We start from the raw sequence: 26,477 nt of genomic DNA on the forward strand, positions 1-26,477 counted from the left end.
ATGCTTGATCCAGATCAACCCTCGCGATCGGCCAGACGCTCCCTATTCAAGCGCAGGATTTCAGAACCCGACGTTGGGACATGAGCACGATGGATGCCACCGCTGCTTCGTCGATACGCCGCGACGAAACGCTGCCAGTCGCGCTGTTGCTGGCCTTCACCGGTGGCTACCTCGACGCCTATACGTGGATCATCCACGGCGTCATGGCTAACGCCCAGACGGCCAATCTCGTCCTGCTGTGGGTTTATGGCTCGGTCGGCGACTGGACGAAGGCGCTCCACTTCGTCCCACCGATCCTTGCGTTCGCGGTCGGTATTGTCGCCGCGTCATGGCTGCGTCGGGCGGCGCGCGAGCGCGCCAGTGCCATCAGCACGCTGCTCGAGATTCTCCTGCTCGTCATCATCGCAGTCCTGCACAATCGCTTGCCGGATCTCGCGGGAACGCTTGGGATTTCGTTCGTCGCCGCCGTACAGAGCGCCGTTTTCACGAGGGTTGAGGGCGTGCTCTACAGCTCCGTCATGATCACGGGCAACATGCGGCAAGCGATTGAAGGCATGTTCGCTGTGGCCTCCCGGAATGGCTCGCTACGGCCGCCAGGCATTTTTGCTGTCTTGTGCATCACGTTCGGCCTTGGCGCCGCTCTTGGCGCCTTCGCGACCAAGCAGATCCCGGACCTGGCGCTCGGTGTCCCCGTGATCGCGCTCCTGGTTGTGCTGTTGCGTTGCGAAAGTCCGGACGACGAGGCCAGCCCATGACCTCATCGGACCGTAGATCGCGCCGGCCCTTCCTGTTTCCGCCCGCGGCTTGGCTGGCGGGGTATCACAGTGCCTGGCTGCGTTCGGACGCGATCGCCGGAATCACCCTCGCGGCTTATGCGATCCCCGTGTCACTGGCCTATGCCACGCTGGCGGGCCTGCCGCCCCAGATCGGAATCTACGGCTACATGCTCGGCGGCATCGGCTATGCGCTGCTCGGGTCGTCGCGCCAGCTTGCGGTCGGTCCGACCTCGGCGATCTCGCTGATGATTGCGGCGACGGTTGGGACATTGTCCGGCGGAGACGCGGCGAAATACGCCGAGATCGCAAGCCTGGCCGCATGCGCGGTGGCGCTGCTGTGCCTGATCGCATGGTTGTTCAAGCTCAGCGTTCTCGTCCGCCTGGTGAGCGACAGTATCCTGGTCGGCTTCAAGGCCGGCGCGGGACTTACCATCATGATGAGCCAGTTGCCGAGCCTGTTCGGCGTCGCCGGAGGCGGTCACAATTTTTTCGATCGCGCCATCAAGCTCGCCGGTCAGCTCGGCGGCATCAATTGGCTGGTTCTGGCGATCGGAGCCCTCGCGCTCTTGTTCCTGTTGGTGGGAGAACGGCGGCTGCCCGGAAGGCCGGTCGGGCTCACGATCATGGCGTTGTCGATTGTCGTGGCGACATTGCTTGGCCTTCCGTCCCTTGGCGTGCCGGTCACCGGGAAAATCCCAGAGGGATTGCCGGCTATCGGGTTGCCGAGTTTTGGCCTGTTGGAGCCCGACGAGCTCTTCCCGCTGGCTGCGGGATGCGTGCTCCTGGCCTATATCGAAGGCGTCTCCGCCGCCCGCAGCTTTGCTGCCAAACACGGCTATGCGCTCGATGTCCGGCAGGAGTTTTTGGGGCTGGGCGCGGCGAACCTCGTTACCGCCTTCGGCCACGGCTATCCCGTGGCCGGCGGGCTGTCGCAATCCGCGGTCAACGACAATGCCGGAGCGCGCACGCCGCTGGCCCTGGTGATCTGCTCGGTGACGCTTGCGCTATGCCTGCTGTTCTTCACGGGGTTGTTGACGAACCTGCCCAAGGCAGTGCTTGCGGCGATCGTCTTTGCCGCCGTCTACAGGCTGGTGGACATGCGCGCGCTGTTGCGGATGTGGCAAGTCAGCCGCATCGACTTTCATGCCGCGGCGATTGCGCTGCTGGCCGTGTTGCTCCTGGGGATATTGCAAGGCGTCCTGCTGGCGGCCATTGCGTCGATCGTTCTGCTGCTGGCGCGGGCCTCGCGTCCGAATGTCGCGTTCCTCGGCCGGCTCCCCGGTACTGGCCGTTACTCCGACAACGCGAGGCACGATGGCGTCGAGCCATTGGTCGGCATCATCGCGTTTCGACCCGAAGCCTCGCTGCTTTACATCAATGCTGAAACGATCCTGGAAACAGTGTTAGGCACCTTGCCGCTATCGGTCGGCGTCAGGCTGGTTGTCTGCGATCTGTCGGCGTCACCCTACATCGATCTGGCCGGCGCGCGCATGTTGCATGATCTCTATGACGAACTCGCCTCCCGAAATATCACCTTCCGCATCGTCGGCGCGCACGCGCAATTGCGCGATCTGCTGCGGGCTGAGGGGCTGGCGGAAAAGACCGACAGCGGGGCGTGGCTTCGTTCGGTCGACAGCGTGCTCGGGGAAAGCATGACCGGACAATCATCTGATCCCAATCCATAGGATCCGCCCGACTTATTGGCCGGTCGGCTCTGATGCGATCTCACCATCGTCCTCGATCCGTCATGCGGCAGCGCTTTGGACGATGTCGCACCGGAAATTACTCCAGGCCTCTTCAAGATGCTCGACCCTTGACTTGGATCAATAGACCGAGGTGAGCGGGCACCACGATCCTAGCCGTGACATCGCAAAGATCCGGAGAGAGACATGTCCAAGGACGCCAAGGCTGCAGAAAAGCGCATCGATCAGTTCATTTCCGGGCCGGGCGGCCGGGCGGACGACTGGCGCGATCTGGTCGAAGCAGCCAAAGCATGGGCGCGCGCCGGCGATCGCGCCAGGTACGATGCGGCACTGGCCGATCTCTCCGTCATTGAAGAGTTTCACGGGTATCCTGGGCTACAACTGATGGCCGCTTTGCGCGAAGCGGCCTCGGCCGGGGATGCGGCGGGTTCACTTGGTCTTGCGACGCGGATTACGCAGGCCCTGATGACAAGATCCTTCCGCCAACATGCCGGCGATTGGGATCCCAAGGACGACGGCAGTGGCGACGCACCCGAACTCGTGTCCTCGACTTTCGGCTCACATGCAGCTCGGCGACCCTATTTCGAAACGTTGGTCGTCACCGGCATCTCCTCCGAGAAGTGGCCGGCTCTCGCTGCCGAATGGCGCAAGTTGCGCCGTCCGGTCGATTCTTTCGTCTATGAGCCGGTGATCGTCGGCAGCCTCGAGGACGCCTTCTGCGCGACAATGCTCAACCCCAATATCGCCGCCGTCGTCATCAACGAAGGTTTCGGCCTGCGCTCGCGTCACGACGCGCCGATACTCCGCACCATGACCGCCGCCGCCGGCATCAATGACGAGGCGGACGCGTCCGCGCTCCGGCTCGCGCACGTCATCAAGCGGGTCCGTCCCGAGCTCGACATCTATCTGATGTCGAATCGCGACGTAGAGGCAATGGCGGGGAACCCCGAAGCCAATGTGGTCCGGCGGATATTCTACTCCATCGAGGAGCTCCTCGAGCTCCATCTCTCCATCCTCGAAGGAATCCAGGACCGCTTCGATACGCCATTCTTCGACAATCTCAAGAAATACGCGCAACGCCCGATCGGCACGTTCCACGCGCTGCCGATCGCTCGCGGCAAGTCTGTCTTCAGGTCGGACTGGATCCGCGATATGGGCGAGTTCTACGGCTTGAACCTGTTCCTGGCCGAAAGCAGCGCGACCACCGGCGGCCTCGACAGCCTGCTGGAGCCGACCGGCACCATCAAGAAAGCACAGGACAAGGCGGCGCGAGCGCTCGGCGCCGATCGCGTGTTCTTCGTGACCAACGGCACCTCGACTTCAAACAAGATGGCAGTGCAGGCGCTGCTTGGGCCGGGCGACATCGCGATCGTCGATCGCAACTGTCACAAGTCGCACCACTACGGCATGGTGCTGGCCGGCGCCCAGCCGATTTATGTCGAAGCGTTCCCGATGACGGAGTATTCGATGTACGGCGCGGTGCCGCTGAAGACCATCAAGCAGGCGCTGTTGAACGCGAGGGCCGACGACAGGCTGGACCGCGTCAAGATGCTCGACCTGACCAACTGCACCTTCGACGGCCACATCTACAACACCCGACGAGTGATGGAGGAGTGTCTCGCGATCAAGCCGGATTTGATCTTCCTGTGGGACGAAGCCTGGTTCGGCTTCGCGCGCTTCTCGCCGTTCCTGCGGCGACGGACCGCGATGGGCGCCGCCAACGAGATCGAGGCCTGGATGCACGACCCGAAATCGGTCGCGGCTTACGAGAAGCAGCAGGCCGAGCTCGGCAAGACTCCGTCGGACGAGGTACTGCTCAAGACCCGACTGGTTCCCGATCCGCGGCAGATCCGCTTGCGCGTCTACCAGACCAACTCGACCCATAAGTCGATGTCGGCGATCCGGCAGGGCTCGATGCTGTCGGTCAAGGACGTCGAATTCCACACCGTCGAGCAGCAATTCAAGGAGGCGGTGTTCACGCACGCGTCGACCAGCCCGAACCAGCAGCTCATCGCCAGCCTCGACGTCTCGCGTCGCCAGATGGAGCTCGAGGGCTACGGCCTGGTGGCCAACGCGATCGAAATCGCGTTCGCGATCCGCAGGGCGGTCAACGGCAATCCGCTGATCTCGAAATACTTCCGGATTCTCGGCGCGGACGCGATGGTGCCGGCGCAATATCGCCAGAGCGGCTTCACCGACTATCTCGCAACAGGCATGAATTGGGCGAGCATCCTGAAGAGCCTGGACGACGACGAGTTCTGCCTCGATCCGACCCGCATGACCTTGGTGTGCGGCACCGCCGGCTACGACGGCACGCAGTTCAAGGGCATCCTTGCCAATGATTACAATATCCAGATCAACAAGACGTCGCGCAATTCGGTGCTATTCCAGTCCAACATCAACAACACCCGTAGCGATGTTGCGCATCTGGTGAGGGTGCTGGCCGAGATCGCGGGCGAGGTCGACCGCGGGCTGGTTCAGGGCGGTGCCAATGCGAAGAAGACCTTCGAGGCGCGGGTCAAGAGTCTGATGACCGATGTGCCCGACCTGCCGAACTTCTCGCAGTTTCACGACAGTTTCCGTGGCGATGCCGGCACCAAGACCAACGAGGGCGACATCCGCAGCGGCTTCTACTCGGCCTATGACGCAGCGGGATGCGAATATATCCGGCTCGGCGATTCCGAGATCGACCGTCGCCTCAAGGCCGGGCCGGACCTCGTCTCAGCGAGTTTCGTGATCCCGTATCCGCCTGGCTTCCCGATCATGGTGCCGGGGCAGGTCATCACCCAGGAAACCATCGACTTCATGCGCAAGCTCGATGTGAAGGAAATCCACGGCTACGACGCCAAGGAAGGGCTGAAGCTCGTACGCGCCGAAGCCCTGGCAAAGATCGGTCGGCCCAAGCCCGGCGCCGCGCCGAAGCTGAAGGCCGCATCATAATAAAGGGGACGGACATGCAAGGGTTTTTCACGTTCTTGCAGCAGAACCCGTTTCTGTTGCTGTTCTTCGTCGTCGGGCTCGCCGTCTGGATCGGCCGGGCCAGCATCAAGGGGTACGGCCTCGGCATGGTTGCCGGCGCCATCGTAGTGGGCGCAGCCCTTTCGGTCTGGGCCTCGACCTACGGCGTGAAGCTTGAGCTCAACACCTTTGCCAAGAGCCTCTTCTACTATCTGTTCATGTATGGCGTCGGCCTGCGCGTGGGGCCGTCCTTCATCAACAGCCTGAAAGGCGATGGGCTGAAATTCTGTATCCTTGCCCTGGTGTCGAGCGTCCTTGGTCTGGCGCTTGTCGTCATCTGCTCAAAACTCTTCGCGCTGCCGATCGGGGCTGCCGGCGGCATGCTGGCGGGGTCGCAGACCATGTCGGCCGCGATCGGTTCGGCCGAGCAAGCCATCACCTCCGGTGTCGTGAAGCTTCCTGACGGCATGAAGGCCGAGGACGCGTCGGGCATGATCGCGCTGTCCTACGGCATCACCTACATCTGGGGCACGGTCGGCATCATCTTGATCTGCAAGTATCTGCCGCGCTGGTGGGGCGTCGACGCCAAGGCGGCTGCCAGGCAGTACGAGCAGGAGTTCGGCGTCAAGGATCTCGAAGGCGGCGGCCTGACGGGTTACCGGCAGTTCGGCCTGCGCGCCTACCGGCTCGAAAACCCGGCCCAGGTCGGCATGAGCATCGCCAAATTCCGTGTGATGAATCCTGAATACCGCATCGTCAACGTGGCGCGCGGCGGAGAGCCGCAGGGCGCCGATCCCGAATTCGTCCTGCAAAAGGGCGACGTCGTCGCGCTCGGCGGCTCGACCGAACATCTGACCGACAAGATGGGCCTGATCGGTCCCGAGGTTGCCGACGCCAAGGCGCTCGGCATTCCCATGGATCAGGCGGACATCCTCGTCACCAACAAGGAGATGGCCGGACGGACCTTTGAATCCTTCCGCGATACGGCCATCGCGGGCCAGCTGCAGGTCACCAAGGTGGAACGTGGCGGCGTACAGATCCCTGCGGGTCTCAAGACTGAGTTGCAGCGGATGGACATCGTCTCGGTGGTCGGCATCAAGTCGGCAGTCAGCGAGCTCGGTGAGATGTGGGGACGTATTGCGCGGACCAACACCTCGACCGACCTGTTGACGCTTGCCTCAGGCATGATCATCGGCTTCCTGATCGGGATGATCGAATTTCCAGCCTTCGGCGCCAAGATCGGCCTCGGCAATGCCGGTGGATTGTTGCTGTCCGGCGTGATCGTCTCGTCGCTGGTCTCGCGGCTCCGCTTCTTCGGCAATACGCCGAACGCGGCGCGCAACGTGCTGGAGGATCTCGGCCTCGTGGTCTTCGTCGCCATCGTCGGTATCAATGCCGGCGCCGGACTGTTGGCGCAACTCACGGGCGCGGTTGCCTTGAAGATATTCGTCGCCGGCTTCATTGCCTGCACGATCCCGCCGTTCATCGTCTGGGCAATCGGCTATCACGTGTTCAAAATCAATCCGGCCGTGTTGATGGGCGGCGTTGCCGGTGCGCGGTCGCACTCCGGTCCGTGCCGCGAAGCCGCGGTGGAAATCCAGAGCTCCGTGCCCTGGATCGGATTCCCGGTCGGCTACGCGGTGTCCGGCATTCTGCTCACCGTGTTCGGCTACTTCGCAATGATCCTGGCTCAATAGTTCGGCGTCACAACCAGAGGAAATAAAACTCATGAGAAAAGTCGCTATCTATGCTGCCCTGGTCGCCTCGCTGGCAGGCGTCGCCGGCTTCAGCACGCCCTCGCGGGCAGAGACCGGTCAGGTGGCCGTTGTCTTCACCAAGGGCGGTTTCATCGTTGGCGTCGGTGGCGGCGAGGGCGTTCTGCTGCTCCGGGGCCACAAATATCCCTTCACCGTCTCGGGCATGAGCGTCGGCTTCACGATCGGCGCCTCGACCACCAAGCTGGTCGGCCGCGCCCTCAACCTGAGGGGGCCGGAGTCGATCGAAGGCTCCTATGCTGTGGGCGGGGCGGGCGGTGCCATCGCCGCCGGCGCAGGTGCCGTTCAGCTGCAAAACGGCAACGGCGTGATTCTGCAGCTCAGCGGACCGAAGGTCGGAGCCGAGCTGTCAGCTGCGGTAGGGGGCGTGACGATAAGTTTGAAGCGCTAGAGCGGCAGTCGGGCCGCTTTGCGGTCGCGGCGTTCAAGCCAGAATGGCGGCTGCTTCTCTCAGGCACGTAAGTCAGGGAAGCGGCCGCAGATCAGCGCCAGGTTCGGGTGCCAACCGCGTTTCGCGAGGCATCGTCGAAAAGCGGATCACGGCACCCATACCGAGGAGGACATGCCATGCTTCGTTATCTCCTAGCTCTTGCTGCGACCTTCGTTCTTCTCACGGCCACGCTCATTCCTGATGACGCCTATGCCCGCCGCGGAGGCGGTGGCGGCTATCGCGGAGGTGGAGGGGGCATGCGCGCCGGAGGTTTCCATGGCGGCGCCGTTCACGCCGGTCGGATCCATGGCGGAGGCGGACGCCATTACGCAGGAGGTCCGCGGCCAAGCCATCCGATCGCCGGTCGTCCGGGTCGCCCCGGTTACCCTGTTGCGGGCCGTCCCGGCCGTCCGATCGCCGGTTATCCTGGAGGCTATCCGCGATATGGCTATCGAGGCGCGGCTTACGGTGCTGCTGCCGTCGGTGCGGCCGCCGCCGGCGCCTATGGATACTACAACAACAGCTACAACAACGGTTGTTATCAGGACACGTATGGCAACTGGGTCTGTCCCAATCAGTACCCGTATTGAAAGAATGCGTTGCTGACGGGCCCGGCGAAGTCCGTCGGCAGCATCGATCGGACCGCGCCCGCCGTGCGGCCCGATCACCTCGTCAATAGCGTTCGGTGACGAAGTTCATCCCGCGCAGGACCGCCTGGTCATTGTAGCGCCCCTTGTCTGAACGCTTCGGCAGCTTCACCTTGTCCTTCTTGATCCGCTTGTGCGGGATAGCCTCCAGGATGTGCGCGATACAGTTCAGCCGCGCCCGCCGCTTGTCGTCGGAGCGAATGATGTACCAAGGCGCGTCCTTCGTGCTCGTCTTCTTGAGCATCAGGTCGCGCGCGCGCGAATAATCATACCAGCGTTTGAAGGATTCGAGGTCCATCGGACTCAGCTTCCATTGCCGCACCGGATCGTCGATGCGGGCGTTGAAGCGGCGCTCCTGCTCGTCCATCCCGACCTCGAGCCAGATCTTGATCAGGATGATGCCGCCGTCGATGGCGTACTTTTCCATCTGCGGGCAGAGCGCGAGGAAACGATCGTGCTCGGCGGGCGAGCAGAACCCCATGACATATTCGACGCCGGCGCGATTGTACCAGCTCCGGTCGAAGATCACGATCTCGCCGCCGGCCGGAAACTGCTTCATGTAGCGCTGGAAGAAAAGCTGCGTCTTTTCGCGATCCGATGGCGCCGGCAGCGCCACCACCCGGAATACGCGCGGGCTGACCTTTTCTGTGATCGCCTTGATCGTGCCGCCCTTGCCGGCCGCGTCGCGGCCTTCGAACAGGACTATGACTCGAAGCTTGTTTTCCTTTACATAATCCTGGAGATGGCAAAGCTCGATCTGGAGCTTTTCGAGCTCCTTCTCGTAGTCCTTGCGTTTCATCCGCTCTGAGGCTTCGTCCTTTGCCATGCCGCTCCGCCTTCTCTTAACTCGGCCGAAACGTGATCAGTCGCCCCAGGAAATGATGACGCCGATGTCGCCGGGCACGCCGTCAGGAAAATCGATGATCTGATAGCCGATGCGATAGCCGCGAGGCTTGAGGTATTCGGACCAGAGCTCGAAGATCTCTTTTGGAATTCCCGTCAGCGTTTTCTCCCAGCCCGCCTCCATTTGGTTGATCGCGCGGCCCTTGTCGGTGCACAGGGTGTTCGGGAAGCGATAGACCTGCACCTCGGTCAGGCCGTTGCGAACCGCGCGCTGGATGATGGTCGAGGCGAGCTTGATTTTCTCCTCCTCGGATTTGCCGGACGGTTTGCTCAGCCGTTCGATCAAGTCGCGCTTCTCGGCTTCGGCCGCGGCGGCGAGGCGAACATATTCCTCGGCCTTTCTGGCTTCCTCGAGTGCAGCTTCCTTGCGAATTTGCAGTGCGTTGGGAATGAGCTCATCGATGCCGGGCATGATTGGTACGTTCCTGGCTTGCTGTGGGAGCGGAGTCAGGGCTAAGCTAGGTTTCGCGCCGTTCGGACCTTTGATTCATATCAAGCAATTTTCTCACCTGCGCGGCCACGGTAACGAGCCGGCGCGCAGACCGCCCTGATCCCTTCTGTGGAGGCGACCATTGAGCGAGCAACTTCATCCGATGGCCCCGCATCATCTGCCGTTCTATCTCGCGCCGGGAAGCGGCACGGACGTGTTGATGGTCGTGATGGGAATCTTCCTGGTCGGCACCGTGCTCTGGGTCGGTACGCTCTATTGGAAGCTGCACAGCCTGCCCGAACGAATGGCGCACAAGTCGCAGAAGCTGCAGTTCGAGATCGTGGCTGTGCTGGGCATCATCTCGCTCTTTACGCACATGCACATTTTCTGGGTGGCCGGCCTTCTGCTCGCGATGATCGACTTGCCAGATTTCGGCACGCCCCTGCGGAGTATCGCAGGCTCGGTCGAGAGGATCGCTGACGCCGCGCCAGGTGAGGGTCGGGAGCCCGAACTACCAGGCTTGCCGCCGGTCGAGAAGCCGATCGCCAAGAAGGAGCATAGCCATGTTTGAGCTCATGTTCTGCTCCCTTCTGACCATCCTGCCGGACTACCTCTACCGCCGCTATGCCCAGGGCAAACGTTTCGGCAAGGAGATCACCTTCTTTTCCATCTGGTATGAATTGCGATGGGGCATCACCGGCTGCCTGATGCTGACGATTTCTCTGATCACCATGATCTTCTACTTTCACCCGTCAACCACCTCCGCCACGCTCTATTTTCGCACGGTGCCGATCCTGCCCGAGGGCTCCGGCCGGGTGGCGGAAGTCAATGTCGGCTACAGCGAGGCCGTGAAGAAGGGTGACGTGCTGTTCAGGCTGGACGGTTCGAAGCAGAAGGCTGCTTTGGAAACAGCCACCCGCAAGATCGCCGAGGTCGACGCTGCGATGACAAGCGCCGAAAGCGACGTCGTCAAAGCCGAAGCGCAAATCCAGGAAGCCAAGGCCAGCCTTCAGCAGGCCAAGGACGAACTGGACGTCAAGACGGAGTTGCAGCGCCGCAACCCCGGTATCGTCCCGCAGCGCGATATCGAGAAATTACAGGTCGTGGTCAACCAGCGGCAGGCTGGTGTGGACTCTGCCACCGCGTCCAAGACGTCAGCGACGTTGCGACTTTCAACGCTGTTGCCGGCTGAAAAGGCGAGCGCCCAGGCGGCCTTGGCGGAAGCGCAGGTCGATCTGGACAAGACCTTTGTTCGCGCCGGGGTCGACGGCCGCGTGGAGCAATTCCTGGTCCGCACCGGCGATGTCGTCAATCAGCTGATGCGCCCGGCCGGCGTGCTGGTTCCGGACGGTGCCGGCAGGCGCGCCTTGCAGGCTGGCTTTGGTCAGATCGAGGCGCAGGTGATGAAGGTCGGCATGGTGGCGGAAGCAACCTGCATCTCGAAGCCGTGGGTGATCATTCCCATGGTCGTCACCAGCGTCCAGGATTTCATCGCGGCCGGGCAGTTCCGAACCGGCGAGCAACTGATCGAGGCGCAGAATGTCGGGCGACCTGGAACGATTCTGGCCTTCCTGGAGCCGCTCTACAAGGGCGGGCTAGAAGGCGTGACGCCGGGCAGCAGCTGCATCGTCAATGCCTATACCAGCAATCATGAGGAGATCTCCGCGAAGGAGACGGGCACGGGGCGGGCAATTGCCTTGCACGTCGTCGATGGTGTTGGCCTCGTGCACGCCATGCTCTTGCGAATTCAGGCGCTCTTGCTGCCGATCAAGACGTTGGTGCTGAGCGGGCACTGACAGGCTTCGCATTGGTTTGAATCGCACTTCGGTTCAGCGATGCGCCTCAGTTGAGCCGGTCTGGCCTCATGAGCCAGTCCGACCACCGAGCGCCTATCAACTGTGAGCGCCACATGGTCCCTGCGAGAATGCCGGTTTGGCTTCGTTCTATCATTGTCGCCAGCGCTGTTGTGCTTGTGCTTGGAGCTGGCCTGTTCGGCTACCGCTGGTACTCTCGCCCGACGACGCTGACCATCGCGGTCGGATCGCTGGATGGCGAAGCCACGCGTCTGGTATCGGCGTTGGCAAGCCGGCTTGCCGTCGCGAACGCGCCGGTCCGGCTCAAGCTGGTGGAAACCACCAACGCGCTTGATGCTGCCGAGCAGTTTGCGGCGGAAAAGGTCGAGCTTGCTGTCGTTCGCGGTGACGTCGGCGACCTATCGCAGGCGCAGGCTATCGCGGTCCTCGCCCATGCCGTCGTCCTGTTGGTTGCGCCGCCGGGCTCCTCCATTACCGAAATCGCTGGTCTGAAGCGCACCAGCGTCGGCGTGATCGGCGGCGAGATGAATCGCAAGGTCGTCGACGTCCTCAGCGGCGAATACGGCCTTGGACGCGCCAACGTGACATTCCGCAATCTCCAGCCGGCAGACGCGCGGCGGGCACTCGATGCCAAGGGGGTACGAGCGATTTTGATCGTCGTTCCTCTTGCCGAAAAGTATCTGGCCCTCTTGCGCGGCCTCTTTCTGCAGACGCCGAAGACCGCGCCGGTCCTCCTTCCCGTCGAGGCGGCTGGTGCCATCGCGGAAAAGCAGCGCGCCTATGAAAGCTTCGATGTCCCGAAGGGCACGCTGCGCGGTTCGCCGCCTGTCCCGAGCGAGGATCTCACCACGCTGCGGGTTTCGTTCTATGTGGTCGCGCAAAAGCAGCTCAGCGCAGAGGTGGCGGGCAGCCTGGCCGACGCGCTGATGAAGGCACGCAGGGACCTGCTCGGCGAATTGCCGATCCTCTCGCAAATGACCGCGCCGAGCACGGATTCGGACGCCTTCCTCCCGGTCCATCCCGGCGCCGCAGCATTCTACAACGGAACGCAGCAGAGCTTTCTGGACGAATGGGGAAACGCGATCTTTCTCGCGCCCATGATTTTCGGCGGCCTCATCTCCGTATTGGCGGCGGCTTGGAAATTCCTTCAGGTGCGTGATTCCTCTAAAGACGAACGGGGCCTGGACTTGCTGTATGCGCTGGGCGCGCGGATACGCAGGACTGAGGCGGAGGCCGAACTGTCCGATATCGAGGTCGAGATCGACCGGGTGCTCCAGGGCCAGCGCGCCAAGGCCGCTGCAGGAGACGAGAATGCGCTCGATGTCTCCACACTGAATGTAGCCGCGCACCGCCTTCAAAGCCTGATCCACGATCGCCGGATCTTACTTTCTGCGCGGCTGGGCAGCAGCGGCCAAGCGGTGCGGCCGGACATCGACCGGATCGAACGTCCGGCCGCGGAGTGAATAGCTCCGACCTCCGGGAGAGCTCCATCTTCTTTGATCTTGATCAATAGAAGATACTGATCGTCCAAGATGCTTGGTCCAACGGGAGCTCAAGGGAGGACGTGATGCTTCGTTGCGGGAACACTCTGATCGCGATGGCGTTGCTCTTGGCGATGCCTGTCGCCGCAGTAGCCCAAACCGCAGACGCTCCGGCGGCCCCAAGTAGCCAAGTCCAAACCGCCGGCAAGCCTCCAGCGGCTGCTGAGTTGCTCAAGCCCGAGCAGCTCGAAGCTCTGGTCGCACCGATTGCGCTCTATCCGGACGAACTGCTTGCAAACGTGCTGGCCGCGTCCACCTATCCCTTGGAAGTCGTGCAGGCCGATCGCTGGCTGAAGGAGCGCAAGACTCTAAAGGGTGATCCCTTGAAGACGGAAGTCGAGAAGCAGCCTTGGGATGACAGTGTCAAGGCATTGGCCTCAACCGCCGAAGTGTTGACCATGATGAGCGACAAGCTCGACTGGACCAAGGCGCTGGGCGACGCCGTGCTCGCGCAGCAACCGGATGTGATGGATGCGGTGCAGCGGCTGCGCACCAAGGCCTATGACAACAAGAAGCTGGTGACCACCACGCAGCAGAAGGTCAGCGTCAAGACCGAGGAAAGCAGGCAGGTGGTCGTGATCGAGCCGGCAGTTCCCGATACGATGTACGTGCCGTACTACGAGCCTGCGACAGTCTATGGCGCGTGGCCCTACACCGAGTATCCACCGTATTACTTTGGCTATCCCTCCTATATCGGCGCGGGTGTGGTCGCGGCTGGTCTTGCATTCGGCACGGCTTGGGCCATTGGCCGCTGGGGCAATTATTGGGGCGGCGGCTGCAACTGGGGCAACCGCAACGTCTATATCAATCACCGAACCACCAATATCGGAAACGGCTGGCAACACAATCCGTCGCATCGCCAGGGCGTTCGCTACAACAATTCAAATGTTCAGCAGCGCTTCGGCAACAGCAACCTCAAGGCCGGTGCCGCCGACCGGATGGATTTCCGCGGCCGTGACGGACAGCAGAAGCCGGGACAGGATCGGCCTGGTGCGGGAGATCGCGCAGGAGATCGTGCCGGCGACCGCGCAGGTGATCGAGGCGGTGACCGACAAGGCCCGGGGGATCGTGCCAAGGCGGGGGGCGATCGTGCTAAAGGTGGTGGCGATCGCGCGGCCAAGGGTGGTGGTGCCAAGAATGCCGGCGCAAAAAGTGCCAGCTCTAAAGCGGGCGGTGCCAAGGGCGGCGGTGGCGCCAAGGCAGCGAACCGCGGGGGTGGCGGCGCCCTGAACGTGTCGTCGGGCCGCTCGGCGGCTGCAGCATCGGCGCGTGGCCAGGCGAGCATGGCGAGCATGGGACCGCGCGGTGGCGGCGGCGGAGGTGCGAGCTTCGCCGGCCGAGGCGGCGGCGGAGGCTTCCAGGGTGGCGGTGGCGGTGGCCGCGGTGGTGGTGGCGGTGGCGGACGGCGTTCCGATATCGGGCTGAAGCATGATGTCGTTCTGCTCGGCCATCTCGCAAGCGGCCTTGGTTACTACCGCTTCAGCTATATCGGCAGCGACAAGGCCTATGTCGGGGTCATTGCGCAGGAAGTCGAAGAGGTGAAGCCAGAAGCCGTTACCCGCGGAGCCGATGGTTATCTCCGGGTCTATTACGAGAAGCTCGGTCTAAAATTCCGTACGTATCGGGATTGGCTCGCCGGCGGCGCGACGATTCCTGCGCAGGTGATGCCATGATAAGCTTCAAGTCGCTTCATCGCGTCGCCCTGCCGGCCATCATGGCGCTGGCGCTCACGAGTTCGCCATCCCGGGCGCAGCAATCGTATCCGACACCGGAGGATGCAGCGGCGGCGCTCGCGTCGGCGGTCAAGAGCGGACCGGAACGGGCCGTCCTGAAAGTGCTCGGCAGCGCTGCCGAGGACATCGTCTCGTCCGGTGATGAGGTCGCCGACGTCGACATCCGGAAACGTTTCACCTCGATGTACGACGCCAAGCATTCGATCAAAGCGGAGGGTAACAAGAAGGCAATGCTGATGTTGGGTCCGGACGAATTCCCGTTCCCGATCCCGCTCGTCAACACCAGGACCGGCTGGGAATTCGATATCGCCGAAGGTCGCATCGAGGTGCTCTATCGCCGCATCGGCCGCAATGAGCTCGACGCCATCCAGACCAGTCTCGCCTTTGTCGATGCCGAGAACGACTACGCCGACAAGGATCGCGGCGAGGGGGCCGGCGTATACGCACAACGCATCGTCAGCAGCGCGGGCAAGAAGGACGGGTTGTTCTGGCGTGACGACAATGACCAGAGCCCGCTCGGCGCGTTAGCAGCGCAGGCTTCGGCTGAAGGCTACAAGGCCGAGGAGGGTGCGGCGCCCTACCACGGCTATTATTTCCGGATCCTGAAGGGGCAGGGGTCGAACGCGCCAGGCGGCGCGCTCAACTATGTGGTCAATGGCAAGATGATCGGAGGTTTTGCACTGGTCGCCTGGCCTGCCGAGTACGGCAATTCCGGCGTCATGACCTTCCTGGTCAACCATGCGGGCGTTATCTATCAGAAGGATCTCGGTTATCGGACCAAGGTTCTCGTGTCCCGCATGACTGCATTCGATCCGGACCAGACCTGGAAGAAGGTCGATGGTACAAAACCCTGAGCGACGTACGCAGATACTGCGTCTGGCACCTTCGTATCGGTCGCCAACCTTAGCACGATCATGATCTCTATGAAGTGAGCGAAAGGCGGAACGATCGCGAGGGTCTCGTGGTGTCATTGCGACGAAGTGGGAGCGGAGATTGGCATCTCCAACTCGAAAACGGAGCCCCTGACGTCCGATTTGACCAGCCTCAACCTTCCTCCGCACCTTGCGACGAGGTTGGAGGAGATGGCCAGTCCCAACCCCATACCGCCTTGCTTCGTCGTGAAGAAAGGGTCGAAGATGCGCTCTTGATGACGCGGTGTGATGCCGGTGCCCGAGTCCTCGACGGACAAATGGACCGTTGCGCCACCATCGAGGGCGGTTTTCAGACGGAGCTCTCGTTGGTCGGCGGGGACAGAGCTCATTGCGTCAATCGCGTTTTTGCAGAGGTTCAGGACAATCTGCTGAAGCTCAGTGCCGTCCAGTGCGACTGGAGGTATGTTGCCCTGAAGCTCCGTCGTCACTGATACGCCATTGGCCAGGAGATCGTGCTTCAACAGTCTCAGCGTAAGCTCCGCGATGTCCTCGACGTTTGCCGAAGCGCCGCCGCGCGCCGTTTTGATTGTAATCTCGCGAATGCTCGATATGATGTCAGCCGCCCGACCGCCGTCGGCTTCGATGTCACAGAGGATGTTCTCGAGTTCCTCGAGTTCAGGGGAGGCAGCTCGCAAGTGACTTAACCCTGTCGCAGCATTGAGCGAGATGGCCCCTAATGGCGACCTCAGCTCATGGGCGATCGCGCCAGTGACCGCGTCGATGCTGAGAAGCCGGTTCGCTCGTTCGCGTCGCTGCAGGGCAATGACGCTGGCAAGGCGCGAATAGATAAACATCGTTTCGATGAGCAATACGGTCAGCAACATGCAACTGCCGACCAGAACGAAACCGCGTGCTGCGTACCAACCGATGGTGAACCGAACCGAACTGCCGATGATCGCCACCAGGAAATTGGGCAGGTAGGCGAGTAAAGTCACCATTAGCCAAAGGTCAAGAATGGTGCGCATGCGCGCAAACAGGACGGTGAGAGCGGTCACATTCCAAAGCAAAAGTATCAGGTTGACCTGATTACCGAGAGGGGTCTGATGCCTGACGTCGTTCACGTAGAAGCTAGGGAGAAATTCGGCTTTCGCGGTCACCATCCACGTCAGTGCTGCCACGGTGGCAGCGATGCAGCCGAAAGCTAGTGCGATCGCGGCTATTGCAGGTCTGCCTGGTCGGCCGGCGGCGGAGTGATTCTTTGTGAATCCGTACACCAGGATAGCCGCGGGAAAGGCGGTGTGCCAAAGCACGTAAAGCCAAGCGGGGCTATCCAGTCCATTTCCAATGACACCTGCGGTGGCGTATCCGTTCGGAAAGGCGAGCGTTTGCAGGAATGCGAACGATCCGCTGAAAACGTACCCGCTCGCGAGTGCGAGAAGTGCCCGCTGAGGCTGGATCGAAAATTGAGCAAACAGCAGGGCTGCCGTGATGAATTCGGCCAGGGCCAACGCGGTCTGCAATACTGGAACGAAACCATTGATCTGGCCCAATTGGATCCGGGCGAACGGCGCGATGGCCGCTGCAAGGACGATGAGCAAGACGGCGACACCCACCGCCCAGGCCTTTTGGCGAGGGGTTGCGGGCATGTTCGCGATGATCAATGGGAATTCTTGCTCATCATCGTAGGCGGGCTCGGCGGCTGCGTTGGCCGATCGTTGGCTCGCTCGCGCAATGCCCGGCCCCGATGCTGTCGCACCGCCGCCAAGTCCCATGAACTTGCGCTGGCTCATTCCGCCTCCGGGACCACGAGACAGCATCTTACTCGTCCCCGCGCCCGTTGAAAGCCCATAAGGGGGATCGGCGTCTTCGGAAGAGACATCTGACGGCCGGACTTATGTTCGCAGCATCGCCTCGATATCTTGCGCTGCTTCAAGCAGCGTGCGGTCTTGTCCGCGCGCGGCGATGACCTGGAGGCCGAATGGAAGTCCGGACCGGTCCGTTCCGCACGGTATCGAAATCGCAGGCAGCCGGGCATGATTGACGAAGGGCGTTAACGCCGCATGCGCGCGCGGGCTCGCCGCGCGGCCACCGATCCTGTCGGGTCCGGACTGGGTGAATGGCCACGCGACACAGGGGACGGTGGGCGCCAGCAGCAGATCGACCTCGGCGAAGAATGCCGCGAAAGCATTGGCGATCCCGGCACTTGCCAGCAACGCACCGGCAACGTCGGCGCCCGACCACGACATCCCTCGCTCGATCTGCCTGGCGATGTCAGGATCGAAGACCGCCGGATTCTCGCGGAACGCGTCTCGATAGAGTGCGGCGAGCCCGGCGTGCTGAAGCGGCATGATGGCCTCTTCCGTCGCGCCCGCCGGCCAGACGGGATCGCGCTGCGCGATGCCGAGGCCTGCGGCGGAGAGACGCGCGATGGCGAAAACGAGCCCGTTAGCGACAACATCATCGACGGCGACGTCGAGCCCAAGGCGTGGCGAGAACGCGATGCGCAGACCGGCGATGTTTTTAGCCCCTTGAGCGATGGGGGCTGAATCCGGGTCGCGCGGATCGATACCGGCCATGGCCTCGAACGCCAACGCGATATCGGCGATATCGGTGGCGATCGGCGCGATGACGGAGAGGCCGAAGAACGGTTCGGCGAAGCCGGGCCCATAGGGGATCGCGCCATACGACGGCTTGAACCCGGCGATGCCGACATGAGCCGGCGGCCTGCGGCTCGATCCGCCCGCATCGGTACCGATCGCCAGCGGCACGAGGCCGGCCGCAACCGCGGCAGCAGGGCCGCCCGACGAGCCACCGGGGGTCAACGTGGGATCGAGTGGATGCCGCGTCGGCCCATACAGCGGCGAGGTTGTCACGCCCTTGCAGGCGAATTCCGACGTTGCGCCGATGCCGACGACGACGGCGCCGGCCTTGCGCAGCCGCTCGATCGCAATCGCATCCTGCGGCGCGACGAATTCAGCGAACAGGCGCGAGCCCTGTGTCACACGCCAGCCGCCGACCCAGATGTTGTCCTTGACGATGACGGGGACACCGGCAAGCGGCATCGCCTCGCCGGCACGCAAGCGATCATCGACCGCTGTGGCGTCGGCAAGCGTACGCGCGGGAGCGGTCGTCACCACCGCGTTCAGCGCCTTGGCGGCCTCGATGCGCGCAAGCGCGGCCTTGGCGGTCTCGACCGCACTCGTTCGTCCGGCGGAGACGTCGGCCGCAATCTCGCACGCGCTACTTTTTCGGGTTGTCATGGCCTCCCCAGATCAGTGCCAATGTGCCGCAGAGGGCGAGGCACGCCAAGGCGAAGAAGGCGGCACCGAGACTGGCTGCGCCGTCCAGGAGCGACACCAGTGCCGGTGCTGCCAAGAGGCCGGCGTAGGATGCTGTCAGCACCGCGCCGGTGGTTTCGCCGATCCTGTCCTGCGGCGCGAGGCGGGCGATCTCGGCCACGAAGACACCGTTCCAGCCCGAGGCGGTCAGGCCGAACAGAGTTGCAATCGCAAACTGGCCCGTCCGTCCGAGCGATGCGCCATCGAGACCCAGCAGCGCGGCGCAGAAAGTCATGCCGAGGCCGATGACGACGAGAACTCCGCGTGAGGCGTTGAGGCGCATTGCGACGAGGCCCCAGCCGAGCCGGCCGACCAGCCCGCCGGCCTGGGCGCAGGCGAGCGCCATACCGGCCTCGACATGGCTGAGGCCGAGTTCGCGGGTGCCGAGCGTGACGAAGACCGTATTGAGCGACACCTGCATTGCGCTGAACGGCATCGAGGCCAGCGCCAGCATTCCGATGCGTCGATCCGCGGTCACCAATGCCAGCCGCATGCGAAGGCCAAGCTGTGGCTGTGGAATGACCTTGGCGGCGTAAGCCGGCCGCAAGCACTCGAACCACGCTATCGCCAGCAGCGCACAGGCACCCACGGCGGCATAGCACCAGGCGGGCCCGAGCGAGATTGCGATCGCGGGCAGAACCAGCGAGCCGCAGACGGCGCCGATCTGGTTTCCGGTCTGGCGAACCGAGAACACGAACGCGCGCCGCTCGGTCGTCACGAGCCGCGCCAGCAGCGCCGCGCTTGCGGGCGTCTCCGGTCCGAAGGCGAGGCCAAGACAGAGGCCGGCTGCGAGCAGGGCCGCCGTCGAGCCGAGCGAAGCCAGCGCCATGCTGGCGATGATCGCCGCCGCGCAGAGGCTTGCGATCCGCAGCGAGCCCAAGCGGGCGATGAACCCGCCGCCCCAGAACGAGGCGGGAATGCCGACCGCGAACACGGCGCAGGAGAACATCGAGAGCTGCCAGACTTCGATCTGGGCGCGCGGTGCCACCACGCCCGGCGCGAACAGAGCCAGCGCCACCAGCGCCTGCAGTGAGGTCATGGCGCCAAGCGCCGGCAGCAATGCCGGCGCTGGTCGAACGGCGGTGTTTGCGTCTACCATGGTGCTGCGCTCACGGGAGGAACATTGTGGCAGGCGGTATTTCCATTCACGCGGTCAATGTGGCGAGCGGACGTCCGGCGCAGGGTCTGCGTGTCGAGATCTGGCGGATCGATCCGGACTCGCTGCGCGTCGCCGACGGTCGGCTTGGTGCCAACGGCGTGCTCGATCATCCCGTTGCGCAGGGCGCGGGCGTGACGGCAGGCGAGTACGAGGTCCTGTTTCATCTCGGCGAGTTCTTTGGCGAGCGCGAGGCGTTCCTTACGGTGACGCCGTTCCGCTTTCGCATCAAGGATGTCGACGAGCATTTTCATCTACCGCTGAAATTCACGCGCTGGGGCTATTCGCTGTTCCGCGGCGCCTGATCAGTTGGTCAGCCGCCGCGACAGTCCCGTGACACGCTCCATGATCGCGACCAGCGCTACGGTTGTGATGATCAGCACGCCCGACAGCGCGGCGATGGTGACGTCGAGCTTGCCTTCGAGGTCCTGCCACATCCGAATCGGCAGCATGTCGGTGGCGGCATCACGCAGGAACAGCGACACCGGCACGTTGTCGAAGGACGACATGAAGGCGATGAAAGCGCCCGCAATGATGCCCGGCCGGATCAGCGGCAGCACAATCCTCCGGAACGTGTAAAGCCGGCTCGCGCCAAGGACCGCCGAGCTTTCGAGCAGGGTCGGCTCCAGCTGAGCGAGCGCGGCAATCGTGTTGCGCACCACATAGGGGACGCAGACGACGGTGTGGCCAATCACCAATGTCAGCGGCGACACTGGCAATCCGACCAACGAGAACAGCATCAACGCGGCCAGGCCGAAGGCCAGCGCCGGCAGCACCAGCGGCGACATGAAGAGGGAATCGAGCAGCCGGGCCGACAGCCTCGGCGAGCGCGAGATCGCGAGCGCGGCGGCAACGCCGAGCACCACCGACAGGCCCGTCGCCCACAGTGCCACGATGAGGCTGTTCTTGGCTGCGAAGTGCAGCTGCCAGGCGTTCCACAATTCGGCGTACCAGCGCAGCGAATAGCCCGGCGGCGGAAAACGCAGCGAGAAGCCGCTGGTGAAGGAGACGATCAACACCACCAGCGACGGCGCGATGATGATGATCAGCGCGATCACGGCGATCAGGCTCATGACCAGCTCGAAGCTGAACGCCTCCAGAGTACGCTTGCGCCGGCTCATTACGCACCTCCATAGCCGCGCGACAGGCGGCCGAGTGTGGTGAAGACGGAAACGACCGCGAGCACGGCCAGCAAAAAGATGATCGAGATTGCGGAGGCAAACGGCCAGTTCTGCAGCGTCGAGGCCTGCTGATAGAGATACATCGGCATGAACAGCATCTGGCCGCCGCCGATCAGCGACTGGGTTATAAAGGCCGTGATTGCCGCGGCGTAGGTCAGTGTGCAACCAGCGATCACGCCGGGCAGCGACAGCGGCAGCACGATCTTGAAGAAGGTGCGCCAGCTTCCGGCGCCGAGCGAGCAGGAGGCATCGTCGAGATTGGAATCGATCCGGCCGAGCGCGGTGATCAGCGGCAACGTCATCAGCGGCATCTGCACTTGCGCCAGCGCGATCACCACGCCGAACTGGGTGTAGAGCAGCTTCAAGGGCGAATTGATGATGCCAAGCGATTGCAGCGTCGCGTTGATAATGCCTTGGCGGCCCAGAATGACGATCCAGGCGAAGGTGCGCACCACGACGCTGGTCAGGAGCGGTAGTAGCACGATCAGGATAATGATGGTCTGAAGCCGCGGCCCGACCCGCTGGTAGAGCCAGGCGATGGGAAAGCCGAGCACGAGGCAGACGGCTGTCACCTCCGCCCCGAGCAGCAGCGTCGAGCCGAGCACGCTGAGGCTGAAGGGGTCGGTGAGGAAGTGCAAATATTGGCCGAGCCCCCAATGGAGCGCGGCCGTGTCGTTGTGGAGCGAGAGCCAAAGCAGTTGCAGCAGCGGCGCCACGAAGAAGACCAGGAAGAACAGCGCCAGCGGCACTGCCAATCCCATCCCGTGGGAGGTCACGTCCCGTGGTGCCGGTGCTGCGCCCATCGTCGGGTCCCTAAAGCTCTTAGATCTTGATCTCGCGGTTGAAACGCTCGATCCAGGCCGAGCGCTGCTCGTTGATCTTCTTCCAGTCCTGGAACACGAATTTCTGCTTCAGCTCGGCGGTGTCCTTGGCGAGCACGCGCGCAATCTCGCCGCCCATCGTCACCTTGGAATTGGTCGGCACGATCAGATAGGGCGGGTTCATCAGCGTGGTCTGCACCTCGGGCGTCAACGACGCCTCGATCAGCTTGAAAGCGAGTTCGCGGTTGGGCGAGTTCTTGACGATGTGGATCGTGGTCTTGAAGGCGATGGCGCCCTCCTTCGGGGCCACGAACTCGACCGGCACGCCGCGCGCTTTCAGGATCTGGATGGCGTTGAAATTGCCGGGCGAGATGTCGATCTGGCCCTGCTGGAACAAGGTGGCAAGCGCGCCGGGATTGGCCGCGACCGCGGCGAGATTGGGCTTCAGCTCCTCGATCGCCTTGAAGCCGGGATCGACATTGGCTTCCGAGCCGCCGCGCATCTTGGCGATCTCGACCAGCCAGCCGGTCCCGAGCGTCGAGTTAAGATTGGTGATGCCGACGCGGCCCTTGAACTCGGACTTCCACAGATCGGCCCATGAGGTCGGCGGCGTCTTGACCGCCTCCGGATTGTAGGTGAGGCCGACGACCTGGAAGAACGGGGCGGGGCCCATCGGCTCCTGTGCCTCGGCGATGAGGTCCTTGTAATAGGCGCTCTTCTCGACCGGATAGGGCTCAACCAGGTCCTGGCCGATCGCGACCAGGGCGGGGCCGGGATCGTGCAGCATGACGTCGATCGGCGGATTGGCCTTGGCGGCGTTCACCTTGGCGATCTGGTCGACCGAGAGCATGGGGTCGAGCACCATTGCGGCGTCCGCGTTGGCCTTGCGGAACGCCGGCACCAGCACGGCCTTGTGCGCCTCCTCCCAGCTTCCGGTGAAGGTCGCAAACACTAGCGGGCGGGCCTGGGCATAGCTCAATCCGGGAAACGCCTTCATGGCACCGAGTGTGAGTGCGGTCGTTATCAGGCTTCGGCGGTTCATGATCATGGTCGAACTCCCTCTGGACAAAAACTGGATCTAAAGCGTTGCAGGGAAAGCGTTGGCGAGCGACGGGGCGAGTGGCGCGAGGCGCACCGCGGCGCCGCTCTCCAGCGTGCGCGTCTCGCCGATGCGCGCCTGTGAGATCTTGACGCTGGAGCCGTCGGCGGTGGTGATCTCGTGCACGACCGTGGCCCCGAGCGGCAGCGACATGCCGACCACTCCGGCAAAGCCGGTCTCGTCGCCGACGAATTGCAGATGCTCGGGGCGGATACAGACGGTGGCGCGGCCGCCTTCGGCAAACGCGCCACCCGCCGGCCGCGCGATGATCTCAGCGCCAGCATCGAGGCGGACTTTGGCGGCCGTCCGGTCCGCCGAGACGACCACGCCGGGCATGCGGTTGCTGGCGCCGACGAACGTGTTCACGAACAGCGTCTGCGGCCGGTCGTAGACGTCGGACGGCGATCCGAACTGCTCGAGCTTGCCGTGGCTCAGCACCGCGACGCGGTCAGCCATCGACAGCGCTTCTTCCTGGTCATGGGTCACGATCACCGTGGTGATGCCGGAGACGCGCTGGAGCCGCTTGACCTCGATCTGCATGTCGAGCCGCAAATTCTTGTCGAGCGCGGCAAAGGGCTCGTCGAGCAACAGGATCGACGGCTTGATCGCCAGTGCGCGAGCGAGCGCCACGCGCTGCTGCTGGCCGCCGGAGAGCTGCCGTGGCAACCGTTCCGACATGGTCGGCAGTTGCACCAGATCCAGCAGGCGCTGCGCTTCGCGCTGGCGGGTCGTCTTGTCGATACCGCGCGCGGCAAGCCCATAAGCGACGTTCTCGCCGATGCTGAGATGGGGGAATAGTGCGTAGTTCTGGAACACGATGCCGACCGCGCGACGGTTCGGCGGCAGCGGGTCGACGATGTCGTCGCCGATGATGATCCGCCCCTGCGTCTGTGCGATGAAGCCAGCGATGATCCGCAGCAGGGTTGTCTTGCCGCAACCGGAGGGCCCAAGCAGCGCGATGATCTCGCCGCCCTTGATGTCGAGATTGATGTTCTCGACGGCGAGCGCGCCGCTCGGATAGCGGTGGGTGACGGCGTCGACGACGAGCGATCGGCCGCCTTGCACTTCAGCCATGATGTTGCCTCCCGTTGCGCCAAAGCAGAAAGCAAGTCTCGTGCCCGCCGCGCTCGCCTTTCGATGCGAGGTTTGGCATGGTGGGGCGATGACATCGGATCGATCGGTTTGCGACCTCACAGCCACAACCCTTGCGCGCGCCATTGCGAAGGGCGAGCTGTCGTCGCGCGAGGTTGTCGAGGCGCATCTCGAACGGATTGCGCACCAAGACGCGCAATTGGCGGCGTTCGTGACCGTCGACGCGGACCGGGCTCGCCGTGCTGCGGATATCTGCGACGCCGCGCCCGCTCCGATCGGCGCGCTGCATGGGATGCCCGTCGGGATCAAGGATCTCACCGACACTGCGGGACTTGCGACCACCTACGGATCGGCTCTGTTTCGTGATCACGTCCCGGCCGAAGACGATCTCGTGGTCGCGCGGCTGCGGCGTGCCGGCGCGATCATCTTGGGCAAGACCAACACGCCGGAATTCGGCTTCGGTGCGGTCTGCACCAACAAATTGTGCGGCCCGACCCGCAATCCGTCCGATTCCGCGCTGACCTCGGGCGGTTCGTCCGGCGGCTCCGCTGTCGCGGTCGCGGCTGGCATGGTGCCACTGGCGCACGGCACCGATTTCGGCGGCTCGGTGCGGACGCCCGCAAGCTTCTGCGGCGTCGCCTCGTTCCGGCCGACGCCCGGTCGCATCCCGTCGCCGCATCGCCCGCTCGGCTGGGACATGCTCGCCACCCACGGTTTTCTGGCCCGCGGCGTCGACGATCTCGAACTTGCGCTGTCGATCTGTGCGGGAGGCGATGTGCACGACCCGCTCTCGATGGGCGTCGTCAATGACGACCGGCCGGTTGCAGCACGTCCCCGCATCGCAGTGACGCCCGATTTCGGTGTCGCGCCCGTGGCGCGCGAAGTCCGTGCGCGGTTCGCCGCGGCCTGCGAGGCGCTCGCGGCCGCTGCCGATGTGGTGCCGTCCGCGCCCGATTGCGGCGGTGCGATCGAGACATTCCGGACGCTGCGCGCCGCGCACATCGCCAACAGCTATGGCGAGCTGCTGAAAACGCGCCGCGTCGAGCTCACGCCCACCGTGATCTGGAACATCGAGGCGGGCGCAAAGCTCTCCGCGGAGGATTATCTCAACGCCGAGCGTCGCCGCACCGCGATCTACCGCAGCTTTCGCGAGCTGTTCACCCGCGCCGATTTCCTGGTGGCGCCGGCGGCGTCCGTCTTGCCCTGGCCGAACGAAATCAGCGATGTCACCGCGATCGATGGCGCGGCGCTGGAGACGCCGATCGACTATCTCGCCATCACCTTCATCGTGTCGCTGGTCGGTTTCCCGGTCCTGACCCTGCCGGCGCCGCGAGGGGAGAACGAGCTGCCGTTCGGCATCCAGATCATTGCCCCACCGGGATGCGAATCCCGCCTGTTTGCCTTCGGCCGTGCCATCGAGAACGAACTCGGTTTTTCCCATCGCTGGCCGAAGCTCCCCTAGCTGTCGCGATGCTCGAGCCGGGCGGCGAGCGCATCGGCAAGGCCAAGGGTGGGTTTGGCGGCGGGGCGGCGGTACGTGCCTGCAGTTGCCTTGCGCAGGCGCAGCGCTACCAGCGCCTCGGCCTGCTTCACCGAGGCTATGACTTGATCGACCACGGGGACGGAGATCCGGTCGGCGACGCGCTCGGCGAGGCCCGAGAGCGGCGCACCCGCAAAAATCAACACGTCCGCGTCGTCTTCCACGATCGCGCGCCGGGCGAGATCGACCAGCACATCCTCCTTCTCGGTGCCGACCTCGGAGATCGCCTGGAATGGCGTATCGAGCATGCGGATACCGGCGCAGCGCTCCCACAGCCCGTGGGCGCGGACGCATTCCTCGTACCAGGGGCCGAGCGCCTGGGCGAAGGTGACGATGGCGAAACGCCGTCCGGCCATGCAGGCGGTCAGCATCGCCGCTTCCGCCATGCCGACCACGGGAATGTCGAAGGTTTCGCGCGCGGCGAACAGGCCGGGGTCGCCGAAGGCGGCGATGATCGCGGCGTCGACCTTGTGATGCTGCTCGGCCAGCATTTCCAGTGCGATAGCGCCGCCGATCTGTGCCTCGGTGCGCGTCGAGATGTAGGGGACGCCGCGGGTCGCGGTGCAGGGGATCAACTCGGTCCCGGCCGAAGCCGCGCGCTGCCCGACATCCGTCATCAACTGGGTGACAGCGGTGCTGGTGTTCGGGTTGAGCAGCAGCAGCTTCAT

Annotated in this window: 23 protein-coding genes; 13 read left to right on the forward strand and 10 right to left on the reverse strand. The window is 63.6% G+C overall.

All coding sequences use genetic code 11. From position 1 onward, the window contains the following. The first annotated feature begins 80 nt into the window (after positions 1 to 80). The 6 genes from IVA75_RS38620 (at position 81) to IVA75_RS38645 (ending at position 8,232) form a co-directional block, all read left to right on the forward strand. Complete coding sequence (locus IVA75_RS38620; protein ID WP_027569343.1) at positions 81 to 755, forward strand: YoaK family protein; 675 nt, start codon at positions 81 to 83, stop codon at positions 753 to 755. Further along, entirely contained in the window at positions 752 to 2,461 is a 1,710-nt protein-coding gene (locus tag IVA75_RS38625; RefSeq protein ID WP_247282361.1) for a SulP family inorganic anion transporter, read from the forward strand. The genes IVA75_RS38620 and IVA75_RS38625 overlap by 4 nt, the downstream gene beginning before the upstream one ends. A gap of 204 nt (positions 2,462 to 2,665) precedes the next feature. Continuing rightward, positions 2,666 to 5,419: a decarboxylase gene (locus IVA75_RS38630; RefSeq protein WP_247282362.1), complete on the forward strand. Its 2,754-nt coding sequence runs from the start codon at positions 2,666 to 2,668 to the stop codon at positions 5,417 to 5,419. A gap of 14 nt (positions 5,420 to 5,433) precedes the next feature. Then, entirely contained in the window at positions 5,434 to 7,134 is a 1,701-nt protein-coding gene (locus IVA75_RS38635; RefSeq protein ID WP_027569346.1) for a transporter, read from the forward strand. A 31-nt stretch (positions 7,135 to 7,165) separates the two neighbouring features. Next, positions 7,166 to 7,603: a hypothetical protein gene (locus IVA75_RS38640; RefSeq protein WP_027569347.1), complete on the forward strand. Its 438-nt coding sequence runs from the start codon at positions 7,166 to 7,168 to the stop codon at positions 7,601 to 7,603. A gap of 176 nt (positions 7,604 to 7,779) precedes the next feature. Then, the gene (locus IVA75_RS38645; protein WP_247282363.1) at positions 7,780 to 8,232 is read left to right on the forward strand and encodes a hypothetical protein; all 453 of its coding nucleotides are present in this window, start codon (positions 7,780 to 7,782) and stop codon (positions 8,230 to 8,232) included. An 82-nt stretch (positions 8,233 to 8,314) separates the two neighbouring features. On the opposite strand, the gene ppk2 is transcribed toward IVA75_RS38645, so the two are convergent. Then, entirely contained in the window at positions 8,315 to 9,115 is an 801-nt protein-coding gene (ppk2, locus tag IVA75_RS38650) for a polyphosphate kinase 2 (RefSeq protein WP_247282364.1), read from the reverse strand. A 36-nt stretch (positions 9,116 to 9,151) separates the two neighbouring features. Beyond that, positions 9,152 to 9,604: a hypothetical protein gene (locus tag IVA75_RS38655; RefSeq protein ID WP_247282365.1), complete on the reverse strand. Its 453-nt coding sequence runs from the start codon at positions 9,602 to 9,604 to the stop codon at positions 9,152 to 9,154. Positions 9,605 to 9,785: 181 nt separating this feature from the next. Between IVA75_RS38655 and IVA75_RS38660 the strand changes: the two genes are divergently transcribed. The 5 genes from IVA75_RS38660 to IVA75_RS38680 all read left to right on the forward strand — a co-directional run bounded on the left by IVA75_RS38660 (position 9,786) and on the right by IVA75_RS38680 (position 15,564). After that, positions 9,786 to 10,193, forward strand: coding sequence for a hypothetical protein (locus IVA75_RS38660; protein WP_035962349.1), 408 nt, complete (start codon positions 9,786 to 9,788; stop codon positions 10,191 to 10,193). After that, positions 10,186 to 11,418, forward strand: a complete 1,233-nt coding sequence (locus IVA75_RS38665; RefSeq protein ID WP_247282366.1) for a biotin/lipoyl-binding protein — start codon at positions 10,186 to 10,188, stop codon at positions 11,416 to 11,418. The genes IVA75_RS38660 and IVA75_RS38665 overlap by 8 nt, the downstream gene beginning before the upstream one ends. 113 nt (positions 11,419 to 11,531) lie before the next feature. Next, positions 11,532 to 12,899: a TAXI family TRAP transporter solute-binding subunit gene (locus IVA75_RS38670; protein ID WP_247282426.1), complete on the forward strand. Its 1,368-nt coding sequence runs from the start codon at positions 11,532 to 11,534 to the stop codon at positions 12,897 to 12,899. Between the two features lie 104 nt (positions 12,900 to 13,003). Continuing rightward, on the forward strand, positions 13,004 to 14,650 hold the full coding sequence (locus IVA75_RS38675; protein ID WP_247282367.1) for a DUF3300 domain-containing protein: 1,647 nt from the start codon (positions 13,004 to 13,006) through the stop codon (positions 14,648 to 14,650). Further along, positions 14,647 to 15,564: a DUF2950 domain-containing protein gene (locus tag IVA75_RS38680; RefSeq protein ID WP_247282368.1), complete on the forward strand. Its 918-nt coding sequence runs from the start codon at positions 14,647 to 14,649 to the stop codon at positions 15,562 to 15,564. Before IVA75_RS38675 ends, IVA75_RS38680 begins: the two co-directional genes overlap by 4 nt. A 113-nt stretch (positions 15,565 to 15,677) precedes the next feature. Here IVA75_RS38680 and IVA75_RS38685 read toward each other — a convergent pair whose 3' ends face one another. From IVA75_RS38685 to IVA75_RS38695, 3 genes are all read right to left on the reverse strand, one after another. Next, a complete protein-coding gene (locus tag IVA75_RS38685; protein ID WP_247282369.1) occupies positions 15,678 to 17,372 on the reverse strand; it encodes an MASE4 domain-containing protein in 1,695 nt (564 codons plus the stop codon). A 102-nt stretch (positions 17,373 to 17,474) separates the two neighbouring features. Then, positions 17,475 to 18,842: an amidase gene (locus IVA75_RS38690; RefSeq protein ID WP_247282370.1), complete on the reverse strand. Its 1,368-nt coding sequence runs from the start codon at positions 18,840 to 18,842 to the stop codon at positions 17,475 to 17,477. Continuing rightward, entirely contained in the window at positions 18,823 to 20,019 is a 1,197-nt protein-coding gene (locus tag IVA75_RS38695; RefSeq protein WP_247282371.1) for an MFS transporter, read from the reverse strand. Before IVA75_RS38695 ends, IVA75_RS38690 begins: the two co-directional genes overlap by 20 nt. 26 nt (positions 20,020 to 20,045) lie before the next feature. Between IVA75_RS38695 and IVA75_RS38700 the strand changes: the two genes are divergently transcribed. Then, complete coding sequence (locus IVA75_RS38700; protein ID WP_247282372.1) at positions 20,046 to 20,381, forward strand: hydroxyisourate hydrolase; 336 nt, start codon at positions 20,046 to 20,048, stop codon at positions 20,379 to 20,381. On the opposite strand, the gene IVA75_RS38705 is transcribed toward IVA75_RS38700, so the two are convergent. From IVA75_RS38705 to IVA75_RS38720, 4 genes are read right to left on the reverse strand one after another with little or no spacing between them, the layout of a single operon-like run. Continuing rightward, entirely contained in the window at positions 20,382 to 21,197 is an 816-nt protein-coding gene (locus IVA75_RS38705; RefSeq protein WP_247282373.1) for an ABC transporter permease, read from the reverse strand. It abuts the gene before it with no gap. Further along, positions 21,197 to 22,060, reverse strand: a complete 864-nt coding sequence (locus IVA75_RS38710; RefSeq protein ID WP_247282374.1) for an ABC transporter permease — start codon at positions 22,058 to 22,060, stop codon at positions 21,197 to 21,199. Before IVA75_RS38710 ends, IVA75_RS38705 begins: the two co-directional genes overlap by 1 nt. Before the next feature lie 19 nt (positions 22,061 to 22,079). Beyond that, positions 22,080 to 23,126 (reverse strand): ABC transporter substrate-binding protein, encoded by a 1,047-nt coding sequence (locus IVA75_RS38715; protein WP_247282375.1) that lies wholly within the window; start codon positions 23,124 to 23,126, stop codon positions 22,080 to 22,082. Between the two features lie 30 nt (positions 23,127 to 23,156). Beyond that, positions 23,157 to 24,251: an ABC transporter ATP-binding protein gene (locus IVA75_RS38720; protein WP_247282376.1), complete on the reverse strand. Its 1,095-nt coding sequence runs from the start codon at positions 24,249 to 24,251 to the stop codon at positions 23,157 to 23,159. An 88-nt stretch (positions 24,252 to 24,339) separates the two neighbouring features. Here IVA75_RS38720 and IVA75_RS38725 point away from each other — a divergent pair, with 88 nt between their 5' ends. Further along, positions 24,340 to 25,731 carry an amidase family protein gene (locus tag IVA75_RS38725; RefSeq protein ID WP_247282377.1) on the forward strand — a complete coding sequence of 464 codons (1,392 nt, stop codon included), beginning with the start codon at positions 24,340 to 24,342 and terminating at the stop codon, positions 25,729 to 25,731. On the opposite strand, the gene IVA75_RS38730 is transcribed toward IVA75_RS38725, so the two are convergent. Continuing rightward, the gene (locus tag IVA75_RS38730) at positions 25,728 to 26,477 is read right to left on the reverse strand and encodes an aspartate/glutamate racemase family protein (RefSeq protein ID WP_247282378.1); all 750 of its coding nucleotides are present in this window, start codon (positions 26,475 to 26,477) and stop codon (positions 25,728 to 25,730) included. The genes IVA75_RS38725 and IVA75_RS38730 overlap by 4 nt on opposite strands.

Source organism: Bradyrhizobium sp. 134, assembly GCF_023074155.1.
Lineage (GTDB): Bacteria > Pseudomonadota > Alphaproteobacteria > Rhizobiales > Xanthobacteraceae > Bradyrhizobium.